12 protein-coding genes are annotated in these 14,102 nt (G+C 64.7%); 6 read left to right on the plus strand and 6 right to left on the minus strand.

What is annotated here, in order from left to right; translation table 11 throughout:
• Window positions 1-65: 65 nt before the first annotated feature.
• From C4K40_RS14740 to dkgB, 4 genes are read right to left on the minus strand one after another with little or no spacing between them, the layout of a single operon-like run.
• On the minus strand, window positions 66-1,235 hold the full coding sequence (locus C4K40_RS14740; protein ID WP_053129598.1) for an MFS transporter: 1,170 nt from the start codon (window positions 1,233-1,235) through the stop codon (window positions 66-68).
• Entirely contained in the window at window positions 1,232-1,576 is a 345-nt protein-coding gene (locus C4K40_RS14745; RefSeq protein ID WP_053129600.1) for an adenylate cyclase, read from the minus strand. The genes C4K40_RS14740 and C4K40_RS14745 overlap by 4 nt, the downstream gene beginning before the upstream one ends.
• Window positions 1,573-2,538 carry a TIGR03571 family LLM class oxidoreductase gene (locus tag C4K40_RS14750; RefSeq protein WP_053131333.1) on the minus strand — a complete coding sequence of 322 codons (966 nt, stop codon included), beginning with the start codon at window positions 2,536-2,538 and terminating at the stop codon, window positions 1,573-1,575. The genes C4K40_RS14745 and C4K40_RS14750 overlap by 4 nt, the downstream gene beginning before the upstream one ends.
• 4 nt (window positions 2,539-2,542) lie before the next feature.
• Window positions 2,543-3,346 carry a 2,5-didehydrogluconate reductase DkgB gene (gene dkgB, locus C4K40_RS14755; protein WP_053129602.1) on the minus strand — a complete coding sequence of 268 codons (804 nt, stop codon included), beginning with the start codon at window positions 3,344-3,346 and terminating at the stop codon, window positions 2,543-2,545.
• A 302-nt stretch (window positions 3,347-3,648) separates the two neighbouring features.
• Between dkgB and C4K40_RS14760 the strand changes: the two genes are divergently transcribed.
• Window positions 3,649-4,545, plus strand: coding sequence for a LysR substrate-binding domain-containing protein (locus C4K40_RS14760; protein WP_053129604.1), 897 nt, complete (start codon window positions 3,649-3,651; stop codon window positions 4,543-4,545).
• 175 nt (window positions 4,546-4,720) lie between these two features.
• On the opposite strand, the gene C4K40_RS14765 is transcribed toward C4K40_RS14760, so the two are convergent.
• Window positions 4,721-6,136: an amino acid permease gene (locus tag C4K40_RS14765; RefSeq protein WP_053129607.1), complete on the minus strand. Its 1,416-nt coding sequence runs from the start codon at window positions 6,134-6,136 to the stop codon at window positions 4,721-4,723.
• 246 nt (window positions 6,137-6,382) lie between these two features.
• Here C4K40_RS14765 and C4K40_RS14770 point away from each other — a divergent pair, with 246 nt between their 5' ends.
• Complete coding sequence (locus C4K40_RS14770) at window positions 6,383-7,186, plus strand: phytanoyl-CoA dioxygenase family protein (RefSeq protein ID WP_053129610.1); 804 nt, start codon at window positions 6,383-6,385, stop codon at window positions 7,184-7,186.
• An 80-nt stretch (window positions 7,187-7,266) separates the two neighbouring features.
• Here the strand turns inward: C4K40_RS14770 and C4K40_RS14775 are convergent, their stop codons facing one another.
• The gene (locus C4K40_RS14775; protein ID WP_053129613.1) at window positions 7,267-8,175 is read right to left on the minus strand and encodes a LysR substrate-binding domain-containing protein; all 909 of its coding nucleotides are present in this window, start codon (window positions 8,173-8,175) and stop codon (window positions 7,267-7,269) included.
• Window positions 8,176-8,277: 102 nt separating this feature from the next.
• Between C4K40_RS14775 and C4K40_RS14780 the strand changes: the two genes are divergently transcribed.
• The 4 genes from C4K40_RS14780 (at window position 8,278) to C4K40_RS14795 (ending at window position 14,061) form a co-directional block, all read left to right on the plus strand.
• Window positions 8,278-9,192 carry a DMT family transporter gene (locus tag C4K40_RS14780; protein ID WP_256223834.1) on the plus strand — a complete coding sequence of 305 codons (915 nt, stop codon included), beginning with the start codon at window positions 8,278-8,280 and terminating at the stop codon, window positions 9,190-9,192.
• 117 nt (window positions 9,193-9,309) lie between these two features.
• Window positions 9,310-10,137 (plus strand): Ku protein, encoded by an 828-nt coding sequence (locus C4K40_RS14785; protein WP_053129621.1) that lies wholly within the window; start codon window positions 9,310-9,312, stop codon window positions 10,135-10,137.
• Between the two features lie 143 nt (window positions 10,138-10,280).
• Window positions 10,281-12,761 carry a DNA ligase D gene (gene ligD, locus C4K40_RS14790; RefSeq protein ID WP_053129624.1) on the plus strand — a complete coding sequence of 827 codons (2,481 nt, stop codon included), beginning with the start codon at window positions 10,281-10,283 and terminating at the stop codon, window positions 12,759-12,761.
• A gap of 187 nt (window positions 12,762-12,948) precedes the next feature.
• Window positions 12,949-14,061, plus strand: coding sequence for a sensor histidine kinase KdpD (locus C4K40_RS14795; protein ID WP_053129627.1), 1,113 nt, complete (start codon window positions 12,949-12,951; stop codon window positions 14,059-14,061).
• The last annotated feature ends 41 nt before the right edge of the window (window positions 14,062-14,102 follow it).

A 14,102-nucleotide genomic window follows, 5' to 3' on the forward strand; every position in this document is an offset into this window, starting at 1 on the left:
GGAGCCCCTGCCTCAAGCCGGATCGGATCCCCGACGCACAGCGGGGCTTTCACCCAGGGCTGGCGTCATGCCAGGTCAGTGGCGGCATCGCTTGCCTTGCGTCGTCCGCCCAACCACACCAGCAGCAGTCCCGACGCCGCCAGCAGGCCGCCGGCCACCGGGACTGCGGCGTAGCCCAGGCCCTGGCTGATGACGGCGCCACCGAGCGCGGCGCCCACCGCGTTACCCAGGTTGAAGGCGCCGACGTTGATCGACGAGGCCAGGCCGGGCGCTTCGGCCGCGGCGATCATCACCCGCATCTGCAGCGGTGGCACCACGGCGAAGGTGAACATGCCCCATACCAGCAGAGCCAGCGCGGCGGTGATGTGGTTGCCCAGTACCAGCGGCATCGACACCATGATCAAGGCCAGCACGCCGAGGAAGATCCGTGCCGAGCCATCCAGCGACCAATCGGCCAGGCGCCCGCCGAGGCTGTTGCCCAGGGTGAAGCCGACCCCGATCAACACCAGGCCCAGGGTGACGAAGCTGTCCGAGGCGCCGGTCAGTTGCGCCAGCACCGGAGCCACGTAGGTGTAGAGGGTGAACATGGCGCCAGCGCCCAGCACCGTGGTGGCCATGGCCAGCAGCACGTTGGGCCGGGCGATCACCGCCAGTTCGCGGCGGACATGAGGCACGCTGCCACGCTCGCCCTTGGGCAGGGCGTACCACAGTGCGGCGATGGCCAGCAGGCCCAGCACTGCGGTACCGGCGAAGGCCATGCGCCAGCCGACCTGCTGGCCAAGCCAGGTGGCCGCGGGCACACCGCCGATGTTGGCGATGGTCAGGCCCATGAACATGGTGGCCACGGCGCTGGCTTGCTTGTCCTTGGGCACCACGCTGGCCGCCACCACGGCACCGAGGCCGAAGAAGGCGCCATGGTTGAGACTGGTGACCAGCCGCGAGGCGAGCAGGGTGTAGTAGTCCGGCGCCAGGGCCGAGAGCAGGTTGCCGATGGTGAAGATGCCCATCAGCATCATCAACGCCGCGCGCTTGCCGAAGCGGCTGAACAACAGGGTCATGATCGGTGCGCCGATCATCACGCCGATGGCGTAGGCGGTGATCAGCATGCCGGCGCTGGGAATGCTCGCGCCGACGCCTTCGGCGATCACTGGCAAGAGGCCCATGGGGGTGAATTCGGTAGTACCGATGCCGAAGGCCCCGATGGCCAGGGCGAAGAGAACGCGTCCGGGTTTCATTGCGCGCACTCCTGGTTGGCGAGGGCGGTCAAGGGGCCCTGCATGCGATAGAAGCTCAGGTCGCTGGCGGTGAAGAAGGCCTGGGAATGGCCTTGGGCGAAGTCGTCGACATGTACCACGGTGGCGCCGTCGGCTTCCTGCCAGGAAATCACGTAGACGCCGTCGGCGATTTGTCGCCATTGGCACGCGGCTTCGCCGCTGGCACCGGCATAGGGGCCGGAGACGATGGCGTAGCGAATGCTCAGGCCATCGCTTGCGTAGATGTTATGGGCCACCAGGCCGTCGTAGGCGACCTGGAAGCTGCGGCCCGCGAAGGCCGGTACCTGGGGGGAACTGCTCATGAAATGGCCTCCGGTTGTGGGTGTGATGCAGTCGCAGCAGTGGCATGAAATTGTGGCAGTACGTACTCGGCGATCTCCCGCAGGGTTTCGTCCAGTGGTCGTACGTTGCGTCGCAGATGCAGGCCGACATGGTCGACACCGGCTGCGCGCAGGGCATTGAGCTCGGCGATCAGCGCGTTGCGACCACCACGGAAACCGAAGCGCCAGCGGCGCATGGGTTCGTCGGCACGCTCGGCCAGGTCCAGGTGGATGAAGCTGCTGTAGGGCTTGTTGCCCGCCACCGAGCGCCAGTCGGCAACGCGCCGCTGGTGGTCCTCGGGGGTGCCCGGGTAGGCCAGGCAGCCATCCATGTGGCTACCAATCCAGGCCGGGCTTTGCTGGGCCAGGCCCGCCACCAGCAAGGGCAGGGGCGAGATACTGGCTGGCAGCACGGCCATGCCCTCGGGCAGGTGGCCGTTGGCGCCATCCTTGAGCAGGGTGACCTGCTCGCGGAAATTATGGCCGCGCCCCTCGAAATCCCGTCCGAACAGTGGGTACTCCACTGGCCGGTCACCGCTGGCCACGCCCAGCAGCAGGCGATTGCCGCTCAGGCGTTGCAGGCTGTTGGCCGACTTCAGGGTTAGCAACGGCTCGCGGATCGGCAAGACCACGGCAGCAGTACCCAGCAGGATGTCGCGGGTGACCCCGGCCAGGTAGCCGAGGTAGGAGAACACCTCGAACACCTGGGCGGCATCGCCGAACGCCGGGTCATACAGCGGCACGTCGCGGATCCACAGGGCGCGAAAGCCCAGGCGGTCAGCCAGTTGCGCCAGGTAGGCATGCTGCTTGAGGTCGGGTTCGCCGGGCAGGCGGCCAGCTTGGCGCCGGGCCTGGTCGCCGGCCGGGGTCCAGTCATGGTCCAGCGGTGCTTCCAGGCCGATGCTGAAACCACCGGCGGTCAGGCGTTCGAGGGACGTGGTCATGGCATCAGTCCCAGATTGGCGCCAGGCCGTCAGGGCTGACTTCGCGGCCATTGCGTTCAAGGGTGGCGATACGCGCCATGTCTTGCTCGTCCAGGCGCAGGCTGCGGGCGAGCAGGTTGCTGGCCAGGTTCTCCGGCTTGGTGGACGACGGGATCACCGCATAGCCCAGTTGCATGGCCCAGGCCAGGGCGACTTGGGCCACGGTGGCCTTGTGCTTGGCGGCGATCTCGGCCAGCACCGGGTCCTTGAGTACCTTGCCGTAGGCCAGGGTCATGTAGGAGGTGACGCTGATCCCTTGTTCCTTGAGGAACGCAGTGAGCTTGCTGCCTTGCAGGTAGGGGCTGAGCTCGATCTGGTTGGTAGCGATCTGCTCTTTGCCGACCACGGCGATGGCTTGCTTGGTCAGTTCGATGTTGAAGTTGGAAACACCGATCTGGCGGGTCAGGCCCAGTTTCTTGGCTTCGAGCAGGGCCTCCATGTATTCGGCCAGTTCGATGCCATTGCCTGGGGCCGGCCAATGGATCAGCAGCAGATCGACATAGTCGGTACGCAGCTTGGCCAGGCTGTCGCGCAGGCTGGCAACCAGCTTGTCGGCGGCGTAGTTGTCGACCCAGATCTTGGTGGTGATGAAGAGTTCGCTGCGGGCCACGCCGCTTTCGGCGATCGCCTGGCCGACATCGGCTTCGTTACCGTAGATCTGCGCGGTATCGATCACGCGATAGCCCAGGGCCAGCGCCGACTTGACCGAGTCGATGACAGCCTGGCCGGTCAGGCGGAAAGTACCGAGGCCAAAGGATGGAATACTCATGGATCTGCTCCTGGTGATTGTTGCGCATAGGCGCGGCCGTTGCCGGACGGGCCTGGCGGCCCGGAGCGCAGGACCGCTTGGGAATGGACGTAGTATGTCCACCGGGCGCTGGCGGATTAAGCCATCGATGGACCAAACACCTTTGACTTGAAGTCACGAATCGAGCTCCGGCCTGCGCGCCTTGGGCATGGATGCCGGGGACGGGCGGGGAGCAGGGAAGATCATCGTCGCAGGTTCTATCGGCGCTGGCCGGGGGCGACGGCTGTATGATCGGGGCAAACAATAATCAGGGGGCCAAGCCGATGATCGGGTTCACCTTTCGCCAGCTCGAGTATTTTGTCGCCGCTGCGGAGCAGGGCAGTGTCAGCGCAGCGGCCCGGGCCATGCATATTTCCCAGCCATCGGTATCCCTGGCCATCGCCCAGCTGGAAACCGTGCTCGGCCAGAAGCTGTTCCATCGCCAGGTCAGCCGTGGCCTGGAATTGACCCCGGCGGGCCGCAAGCTCCTGGAACAGGCACGGGACATCCTGGGCCGGGCAGGGGCCATGGTCGGCGTCGAGGATCACCAGGCCGGGCTGCGCGGCAACCTGAGCCTGGTGTGTTTCCAGGACCTGGGGCCGTATTTCGCTCCGCGCCTCTTGGCCGGTTTTCGCCAGCTGCACCCGCAGGTCTCGATCACCCTGTTCGAGAGCGACCTGGCGGGGGTCAACCGGCGCTTGCTGGAGGGCCAGGCCGAGCTGGCCCTGACCTACGGTGTGGGCCTGAGTCCGAACATCGAGGCACAGGTACTGGAGCGGCTGACGCCCTATGCGCTGTTGCCGGTGGATCACCCCCTGGCGGCCCGGGAGCAGGTCTCGCTGGTGGACCTGGCCGCCGAGTGCCTGATCCTCGAGGACATCGCCCGTACCCGCGAGTACTTCCTGTCGTTGTTCTGGGCCCAGGACCTGCAACCGGCCTCGCTGCAACTGACCCAGACCTTCGAGATGCAGCGCGGCCTGGTGGCCCATGGATATGGCGTGGCGTTGTCCTGCACACGGCCGGTGGGCGATCGCAGCTATGACGGCCAGCCGCTGGCCTGCCGGCCGTTGCTGGAGGCTGTCAGTCCGCAGCCGGTGGTGCTGGCCCAGTCCAGCGCCATGCGTCCGTCGCCGGTGGCCCAGGCCTTCCAGGAGTGGGCCAGCCAGCAGTTTGCCTGCTAGGGGCTGTTGCCGTTTCGCCGCGACCGCGCCGGAGCCAGTTTTAGCGCGGGGCTAGGCACGAGACGCGAAGATTGGCCGTCCAAATGAGCCGTCGAGTAACGACGCGCCGCGCTAAAATCGGCCCGTCCCTTCGGGTTGCGCGGCAACGCGGCTTGCGCCGAAACGGCAACAGACCCTAGGGCACGGGGTCGGCCGGGATCGGCTTGCTCACGGCGCCCGGCTGCTTGCCGGCCCGGGCGATGCACAGCCAGTAGCCGATGGACAGCAGCGCCAGCCAGCCCAGCCCGACGAACAGCGAGGTGCGGGTATCGGGGAACCAGGCCAGGACGCCGAAGATGAACAGCATGAAGGCGATGCCCAGGGCCGGCCCGACCGGCCAGAGCGGCACCGGGAAGGCCAGGGCGGCGACCTGCTCGGGCGTCATGCGTCGGCGCATCATGACCTGGGACAGCAGGATCATCAGCCACACCCAGACGATGGAGAAGGTCACCACCGCCACCAGGATCAGGAACAGGTTCTCCGGTGCCAGGTAGTTGAGCAGTACGCCGGCCAGCAGCGCCAGCGACATCACCGCCACTGTCATCCAGGGCACGCCGAAGCGCGACAGGCTGGCGAAGCTCGCCGGCGCCTGACCGTTCTCGGCCATGCCGTACATCATGCGCCCGGCGGCGAAGATATCGCTGTTGATGGCCGAGATCGCCGCCGAGATCACCACGATGTTCAGCAAGGCCGCCGCCGACTCGATGCCCAGGGCGCTGAAAATCTGCACGAACGGGCTGCCTTCGCTACCCACCTTGGACCATGGGTAGATCGCCATCAGCACGAACAGGGTCAGCACGTAGAACAGCAGGATCCGCAGTGGCACCGAGTTGATCGCCTTGGGTATCGCCCGTTGCGGTTCCCTGGCCTCGCCAGCGGTGACGCCGATCATCTCGACGCCGCCAAAGGCGAACATCACCACGGTGAACGAGGCGACCAGCCCGCCGATGCCATTGGCGAAGAACCCGCCATGGCTCCACAGGTTGCTGATGCCGGACTGGACCTGGGCCGCCCCGCCAGGCTGGATGCCCAGCAGCAGGATCGCCAGCCCGCCGAGGATCATCGCGACGATCGCCGTGACCTTGAGCAGCGACAGCCAGAACTCCATTTCCCCGAAAACCTTGACGCTGCACAGGTTCAGCGCGCCGATGACGCACACGATGCCCAGGACCCAGATCCAGCGGGGCGTATCGGGAAACCAGAAGCCCATGTAGATACCGAACGCGGTGACGTCGGCCAGGCACACCACCAGCATCGAGAAGGCATAGCTCCAGCCGGTGAGAAAGCCGGGAAAGCGTCCCAGGTACTGGCTGGTGTAGTGCCCGAAGGACCCCGACACCGGGTCGCGCACGGCCATTTCGCCCAGGGCGCGCATCATGATGTAGATGGCCGCGCCACCGATCAGGTAGGCAAGCAGGACCGAAGGGCCGGCCAATTGGATGGCTGCGGCGGAGCCGTAGAACAACCCGGTGCCGATGGCCGAACCCAGGGCCATGAAGCGAATATGACGGGTATTCAGGCCCCGCCGCATGGAAGGCTGTTTATCGTTCATCTCAAGTAACTCCTGATTGTTCTTATTATTCGGGCGTCAACTGCCGATGATGAAACGCAAGGGGCCGGTGTTCCTGTGCCGGCAATGGATGAGGGGGAGGCAGGCAGGGGGTATTAACTGGGCAAACGCCAGGACTGGCAACCGGTTGGTTATATAAAGTGCCTATATTGATGAATAAGTAATCTGTCGTTTACGGAAAAAGTTCAGGGCCTCGATACTGGATCAAAACAACAAGAGGCTGACTTGATGAATCCGCAGATCGAAGAGTTTCAACGCAATGGCGCCATTGTCCTGCGTGGGGTCTTTGGCGACTGGATCGAGCGCTTGCGCGAAGGTTTCGAGCAGAACCTGGCCGAACCCAGTGCCTTCGCCATCGAGAACGTCGGCAGTGGCGAAGGCGGGCGCTTCTTCGAGGACTACTGTAACTGGCAGCGTATCCCCGCCTTCCAGGACTTCGTGCTGAACTCGCCGGCGGCGGCCATCGCCGGGCAGTTGATGGAGTCGCAACAAGTGCAGGTCTTCCATGACCACATACTGGTCAAGGAGCCCGGCACCTCCAAGCCCACGCCCTGGCACCAGGACTTGCCTTACTACTGCGTCGATGGCCTGCAGACCGCCAGCTACTGGATTCCCCTGGACCCGGTGACCCGCAGCAACACCCTGAGCGTGGTCCTGGGTTCCCATCGCTGGCCCAAGCCGGTACGGCCCAAGAGCTGGGCCAGCAACCAGGACTTCTACGGCGCCACCGACGACCATACCGGCGAGAGCCTGTTCATGGACATGCCGGACGTGGACAACGGCCAGTACCAGATACTCTCCCCGGAGCTGCAACCGGGGGACGCCATCGTCTTCGACTTCCGCACCGTGCATGGCGCCGCCGGCAATAACGGGAGCGGCCGTCGACGGGCGTTCTCCACCCGGTTCATGGGCGATGACGTGCGTTACATCCAGCGCCCGGGACGCACCTCGCCGCCATTTCCCGGCATCGACCTGAACGATGGCGATCGCATGCGTGAAGACTGGTTCCCGGTGGTCTGGCAGCGTGGGTGATTCAAGGCCAGCGCAGCGCGCACATGGCGCTGCGCCTGGCTAATCTCCATGCCTGTGGGGTTGGCCGCCAGATTCGCGAGCTAGTCCTGGCAGACACGGCGCAGCCACTGCAGCAAGCTGCGGCTGCGCGCGCGCAGAGGGCTGTTTTGCCACTGGTAGATCGCCAGCGCCTCATCCACCTTGATCGACTGCTCGAACGGGCGGATCAGCTCGCCGTTGTCGATCATTTTCTCGGTGGTGCGGCGCCAGCCCAGGGCGAAGCCGAAGCCTTCGACACAGGCCTGCATCATCACCGGGTAGCTGTCGAAGAACTTGCCCCGGGTCTCGTCCAGAAGCGCGAGTCGGTAGCGGGCCAGCCACTGGGCCCAGGTCATCCAGTCCTGGGGAACCACCCAATGATGCAGCAGTGGCAGTTCGGCCAAGTGCTCCAGGGTCCGGGACGCGGCAGGCAACTGCTGCCAGTAGCCCGGGCTGCAGACCGGAAAGATCTCGTCGCTGATGGTGAACAGCCGGGAATGGCCGCCCGAGGGACGCCCGGTGGACTGGATGGCGATATCGAACTTCTCGGTGACCTCAGTGATGGGGGCGGTGGAGGCATTCAGACGAGTGTCGATCTCGGGGAATCGCTGGTGGAACAGTGGCAGCTTGGGTGTCAGCCAGTAGAAGGCCTCGCAAAGCTGCACCGTCAGCGCGACTTCACGGGCGTCCCGTTTCTTGCGCAGTTCCTCGGTCTTGGTGGCCAGCCCCAGCAGGGAGGATCTGACTACATCGCGAAATTCCCTGCCTGTTGCGGTCAGGAATACCGCGCGATTTCTGCGGGTGAACAGGGTGACGTCCAGGTATTCCTCCAGGGCACGGATCTGCTTGCTGATGGCTGCCTGCGTCAGGTTCAGCTCTTGCGAGGCCTTGGAGAAGCTCTTCAGGCGCGCGGCCGCCTCGAAGGGCACAAGGCTGGAGAGGGGCGGGAGCGAGCGTTTGAAATTGTCCATAACTTTGGTTCCTCCTGCTTAACCACAAGTCGCTTTAACCGCGCTCGATGCGTGAGCAGAATCTGTCGGCACATCCAGAAGGGAGACAGTATGAGCGCAAGCATGAACGTTTCGTCCGTGGAGAACCGTCAGAGCATCATCATAGTGGTCGGTTCGGTTTTCTTGTTGTCCGTTTCGGATGCAATCATCAAGGCCGCAAGCGCGCAGATTTCGTTATGGCAGCTCAATGTCATCCGCTCCTTGCTGGCGGTGGTGATGCTGGCCGCGCTGGTGCTGCTACGCAACGGCAAGGACAGTCTATGGCCGCAGTCCCCAGGCTGGGCGACATTCAGGGGGTTGCTGCTGGCCCTGATGTGGATCGCTTTTTATGCCGCCTTGCCGTTCATTACCCTGACCATGGCGGCGCTGGCCATCTATACGACACCGCTGTTCATCACATTGTTCTCCTCCATCTATCTGAAAGAGCGGATTACTCCGCGCAAGTGGTTCTCCATCGTCCTGGGGTTCGCCGGGGTGCTGGTCACTCTCAATCCTACGGCGGACGACTTCAGCTCCTACGCCTTGCTGCCGATCCTCGCGGCCATTCTCTACGCCTTGGCAGCGGTGGTAACCAAGGGCAAGTGCGCGGATGAAGACGCCATGGTGCTGGCCATGGTGATGAACCTGGTGCTGTTGGCCAGCGGCTTGCTCGGCAGCCTTTTGATCGCCATGGCCGGGCCCCTGGAGCCGCAGCAGGGTCAATTGCGTTTCCTCTTGGGCGACTGGTCGTACATGCAGTTGGCCGACTGGACGTTGATGGTCTTGCTCGCGGTGCTGATGGTGCTGGTCAGCACCGGTATCGCCAGGGCCTACCAGATCGGCGAGCCCAGCATCATCGGCGCGTTCGACTACACCTACCTGGTCTTCGCCATTCTCTGGGGAGTCCTGGTGTTCGAAGAGTCCATGAATGCCCGGATCGTCACCGGGCTTGTCATGATCCTGATGTCCGGCTTCGTCCTGTTCAATCGCCCCGCTTAGCGCAGGGCGCGCAGAGAATCCTTAGGAACGGGGTATTGCCCCTGCGGTCGAATCTTCCAGATGCACAGGGCAGGTTGTCCTGCGGATGTTCCCGTCACTGCCTTGCAGGAGGTCGTCATGGCCCGAGCGATCTGGAAGGGCGCCATCAGCTTCGGGCTGGTGCATATCCCGGTATCCCTCAATAGCTTCGTCGCCAGCCGTGGGCTGGATTTCGACTGGCTCGACAAACGCAGCCTGGAGCCGGTGGGCTATCGGCGGATCAACAAGATCAGCGGCGAGGAGCTGGAGCCGCAACAGATCGTCAAGGGTATCGAGTATGAGAAGGGCCGCTACGTGGTGCTCGGCGAGGACGAGATCCGCCAGGCCCGGCCCGAGGCGACCCGGACCATCGATATCTTCTCCTTCATCGCCGCCGCGGAGATTCCCCTGCAGCAATTCGACACGCCCTATTACCTGAGCCCCGACCGGCGCGGCGGCAAGGTCTATGCCTTGCTGCGCGAACCCCTGAAGGCCACGAACAAGGTCGCCCTGGCCCGTGTGGTTCTGCATACCCGGCAACACCTGGCCTTGGTGCGGGCGCTGGAGGATGCACTGGTGTTGATCACCCTGCGTTGGCCCGATGAAGTACGCAATCTTGCGGGGCTGGAGCTGGACCGCAGCGTGATCGGGCCCAAGCTCGACAAGCGCGAGCTGCAGATGGCCAAGCGGCTGGTGGAGGACTTGAGCGGCCACTGGGAGCCTGGGCTGTATCACGATGATTTCCAGGACAGCATCATGGCGCTGGTGGAAGAGAAAGCCAGCAAGGGCCGGATCGCCACGGTGCCCAGGGGGCAGGCGGCGCAAGACCGGAGCGCCGATATCCTCGACCTTACCGAACTGCTCAAGCGCAGCCTTGGTGGTGGCAAGGCCAAGCCGGACAAGCGCACCCGACGGCGGGCTTCCTAGTCTAGGCAGCCCTGGCCATGCGGCAGACAACCGTCGGTAGGCCAGGCTGGCAACTGCCTTGAACTTCTCCCAGGGCTCCGTCTCCACCGTTACAGGGCCCTGGCCTTGTCGACCGCCGGGCACGCCACACGTGGAGCAGCGCCATGGCCAGACCGTTATCGGAATACCGCAACAAACGTGACTTCCAGTCCACCCCCGAACCTGCGGGCCGGCGGCCGCGTGCCAGGCCGGCGCAGGCCCTGCAGTTCTGCGTGCAGAAACACGACGCGAGCCACCTGCACTACGACTTTCGCCTGGAGCTGGATGGCACCCTGAAAAGCTGGGCCATTCCCAAGGGACCTTCGCTGGACCCCGGGGTGCGCCGCCTGGCCGTGCATGTCGAGGACCATCCCTTGGACTACGCCAGCTTCGAAGGGCATATCCCCGAAGGTCACTATGGCGCGGGCGACGTGATTGTCTGGGACCGCGGCAGCTGGTTTCCCGAGGGCGACCCCCACGAGGGTTATGCCCGGGGCAAGCTGCGCTTTCGCTTGCAGGGCGAGAAGCTTCGAGGCTGGTGGAATCTGTTTCGTACCCGCCTGGCAGGCAAGAAGGAACAGTGGTTGTTGGTCAAGTCCGCCGATGACCAGGCCCGCACCGAAGCGGAGTACGACATTCTCCAGGCGCAGCCGCACAGCGTGCTCAGCGAGCGCACCCTGGCGCCGCGCCAGGCATCGGCGTCCACTTCCCGGCCCAGGTCTGGGAGCAGGGCACGCTCTACTGCGAACCAGGAATTGCCGGACTCGCTCAAGCCGCAGTTGGCCACTTTGGTGGACACGCCGCCAGCGGGCGACTGGCTCTATGAAATCAAGTTCGACGGCTACCGCCTGCTGGCTCGCATCGAAGGAGCGCAAGTACAACTGCTGACCCGCAGCGGCCTGGATTGGACGGCCAGGATGCCCAACCAGGCCCGGGCCCTGGCCGAGCTGGGATTGGAGTCGGCATGGCTGGACGGCGAGATGGTGGTATTGGACGCCGACGGTGTGGCCGACTTCCAGGCCTTGCAGAACGCCTTCGATGCCGGGGCCGACCAATCCATCCGCTACTATTTGTTCGATGTGCCCTTTCTCAATGGCGTGGACCTGCGCCAGCGACCGCTGCACGAGCGCCGCGCTGCGCTCAAGGCACTGCTGGCCAACAACCGCGCGGCGGCGCTGCGCTATTCCGAGACTTTCGACCAGCCTGTGCAGCAGCTGTTGACCGGCGCCTGCCAGATGCACCTGGAGGGCCTGATCGGCAAGCGCCCCGACAGCCCTTATGTCAGTCGGCGCAGCGGCGACTGGATCAAGCTCAAGTGCCAGCAACGCCAGGAATTCGTGATCCTCGGCTACACCGATCCCAAGGGCAGCCGCAGCGCCCTGGGCGCGCTGTTGCTGGGGCTGCACGACCCGGACCGGGGCGGCTTGCGTTACGCCGGCAAGGTCGGCACCGGCTTCAGCAGCGCTTCCCTCCAGCACTTGCTCCAGCGGTTGCGACCGCTGGAAACATCCCGACCGGTGCTGGATGAACCGCCCGCGGGGGTGCCTGCGGCCACCGTGCACTGGGTGCAGCCGCGCTTGTTGGCGCAAGTCTCCTACAGCCAGATGACCCGTGACGGTGTGGTACGCCACGGGGTCTTCCATGGCCTGCGCGATGACAAGCCGGCCACTGGCGTGGTCCTGGAGCGAGCGGCCCGGGGCCCGGCGACCGAGCCAGCGGTAGATGGCCTGCGTATCACTCATGGCGACCGCCTGGTCGATGCCGCAAGCGGTGCCACCAAGCTGCAGGTGGCTGAATACTATGCCCGGGTGGCGCAGTGGATCCTGCCCCACCTGCAGCAGCGCCCGGTGGCGCTGGTGCGTGCTCCCCAAGGCCTGGCGGGAGAGCTGTTCTTCCAGAAGCACGCCGCGCAACTGGCGATTCCCGGCTTGCGGACCTTTACCAAGGCCCAGGCGGGCCAGGCGGCCATGGTCATCGAGGACCTGCCGACGCTGCTGGGCGCGGTGCAGATGAACATGCTGGAACTGCATACCTGGAACGCCACCAGCAAGGACTTCGACCGCCCCGACCGCCTGGTGCTCGACCTCGATCCAGACCCGACGTTGCCCTGGAAGACCATGGTCGAGGCCTGCCAGCTGACCCTGACGCTGCTTGACGAACTGGGCTTGCGAGCCTTTATCAAGACCAGCGGCGGCAAGGGACTGCACCTGGTGGTGCCGTTGGTGCGCCGGGCCGGTTGGGACGAGGTCAAGGCCTTCAGCCAGGCAATGGTCCAGCACCTGGCGGGGTTGTTTCCCGAGCGCTTGTCGGCGGTGTCCGGGCCGCGCAACCGGGTGGGCAGGATTTTCATCGATTACCTACGCAATGGACGGGGAGCGACCACGGTCTGTGCCTACTCCCTGCGGGCCCGGGAAGGCCTGCCGGTCTCGGTGCCGGTGCACCGCGAAGAATTGCAGCAGCTGCGTGGAGCGGGGCAGTGGACCCTGGCCGACCTGGCGCGACGTCTGGACGAAGCCGAAGATCCCTGGGCCGGCTATACCGCCACCCGCCAGTCGATCACCGCGGCGATGCGTCGCAAGCTGGGGATAGGCGAGCCTGCGACGTGATTTCGCCTGTCCTGGAACCGGGTGCAACGACGGCGGTCATTGCTTCTATGCTTCTATTTCCGCCGGCGCCACCTGAACGGGAACCGCCAGCGAGAATCCAATAACGTCGGCACCCGTGGTCATCGAGGACACCGTTGGGGCAGTTGCAGCGGACCGTCGTGGCTTGGGGATGCAGCCAGGAGCCTCCATGCGACTCGCCAATTTCATTCTCATCCACATGGAGTCGATCCTGCTGGAATGGGAGAGGTTCGCCAGATCCATCGAAACCCCTTATCCGACCCAGGACGCCAAGGGCCTGCGCAACCAGGCCGAGCACATTCTCAGGTGCATCGCCCAGGATATGCTCACTCCGCAGAGCGATGCGCAGCAGTTCGAGAAGTCTCAGGGCCGTGGCCCGGTCGCCGATGCCGACATTGCGGCGCAGAACCATGCCCGGGCGCGCTGGTCGGCGGGTTTCACCTTGAACCAGATGGTTGCCGAGTATCGGGCCTTGCGGGCCAGCGTGCTGCGCTTGTGGTTGTCCGACGAGTTGGAGGTGAGAGCCACGCGTACAGACGACATGCTGCGTTTCAACCAGGCCATCGACCAGGCGCTAACCGAGTCCATCGCCTCTTTCGAGGCGGCCCTGGAGCAGACTCGCAAGCTGTTCCTGGGCATCCTCGGCCATGACCTGCGAACCCCATTGGGAGCGGTGTTGATGGGCGCCGACCTGCTGGTGCGTTCGGCACCAGCGGGCCGTCAGCAGGATCTGGCGCTGCAGGTCGGTGCCAGCGTGCGGCGAGCCAACCGGATCGTCGACGACCTGCTGAACCTGGCGCGGGCCAACCTGGGGGAAGGTATCCAGATCCGCAAGGAACCTGTCGAATTGACTGCACTCTGCACCCAGATAGTCGACGAGGTGCGTGCCTGCTACCCCGGGATGCGGGTCTTGTTCGCGGAGGGGGAAGCGCTCAATGGTCTGTTCGATCCCGGGCGCATGGGCCAGGTCTTCGCCAACCTGCTGGGCAATGCCGTGCAACACGGCGATGTTCGGCAGCCTATCGAGGTGCGCCTGGTGCGTGATCCGACCCAGATCTGCTTTGAAGTGCACAACCATGGAGAACCCATCGCAACCGAGGCGATGCCGCTGTTGTTCAATGCTGGCGGCAGCGGTTATGAGCGGGGGGCTTCTTCAGGCCTGGGGCTGGGCCTGTTCATCGCCGCGCAGATCGTGGCGGGGCACGGCGGGGAAATCCAGGTGCAATCGACAAAGGAGGCGGGGACCACGTTCCGGGTGACGCTCCCGGCGACGTCAGGATGAAAGGCGCAAGGGCCGGAGCCCCTGCGCAATCACCTCAGTTA

It is taken from the genome of Pseudomonas sp. CMR5c (assembly GCF_003850545.1).
In the GTDB taxonomy this organism is placed as follows: domain Bacteria; phylum Pseudomonadota; class Gammaproteobacteria; order Pseudomonadales; family Pseudomonadaceae; genus Aquipseudomonas; species Aquipseudomonas piscis.

What these genes read in the sequence shown, in the direction of transcription:
- C4K40_RS14740 (WP_053129598.1), bottom strand. Translation starts at nt 1,235, where the DNA reads ATGAAACCCGGACGCGTTCTCTTCGCCCTGGCCATCGGGGCCTTCGGC.
- C4K40_RS14745 (WP_053129600.1), bottom strand. Translation starts at nt 1,576, where the DNA reads ATGAGCAGTTCCCCCCAGGTACCGGCCTTCGCGGGCCGCAGCTTCCAG.
- C4K40_RS14750 (WP_053131333.1), bottom strand. Translation starts at nt 2,538, where the DNA reads ATGACCACGTCCCTCGAACGCCTGACCGCCGGTGGTTTCAGCATCGGC.
- dkgB (WP_053129602.1), bottom strand. Translation starts at nt 3,346, where the DNA reads ATGAGTATTCCATCCTTTGGCCTCGGTACTTTCCGCCTGACCGGCCAG.
- C4K40_RS14760 (WP_053129604.1), top strand. Translation starts at nt 3,649, where the DNA reads ATGATCGGGTTCACCTTTCGCCAGCTCGAGTATTTTGTCGCCGCTGCG.
- C4K40_RS14765 (WP_053129607.1), bottom strand. Translation starts at nt 6,136, where the DNA reads ATGAACGATAAACAGCCTTCCATGCGGCGGGGCCTGAATACCCGTCAT.
- C4K40_RS14770 (WP_053129610.1), top strand. Translation starts at nt 6,383, where the DNA reads ATGAATCCGCAGATCGAAGAGTTTCAACGCAATGGCGCCATTGTCCTG.
- C4K40_RS14775 (WP_053129613.1), bottom strand. Translation starts at nt 8,175, where the DNA reads ATGGACAATTTCAAACGCTCGCTCCCGCCCCTCTCCAGCCTTGTGCCC.
- C4K40_RS14780 (WP_256223834.1), top strand. Translation starts at nt 8,278, where the DNA reads ATGAACGTTTCGTCCGTGGAGAACCGTCAGAGCATCATCATAGTGGTC.
- C4K40_RS14785 (WP_053129621.1), top strand. Translation starts at nt 9,310, where the DNA reads ATGGCCCGAGCGATCTGGAAGGGCGCCATCAGCTTCGGGCTGGTGCAT.
- ligD (WP_053129624.1), top strand. Translation starts at nt 10,281, where the DNA reads ATGGCCAGACCGTTATCGGAATACCGCAACAAACGTGACTTCCAGTCC.
- C4K40_RS14795 (WP_053129627.1), top strand. Translation starts at nt 12,949, where the DNA reads ATGCGACTCGCCAATTTCATTCTCATCCACATGGAGTCGATCCTGCTG.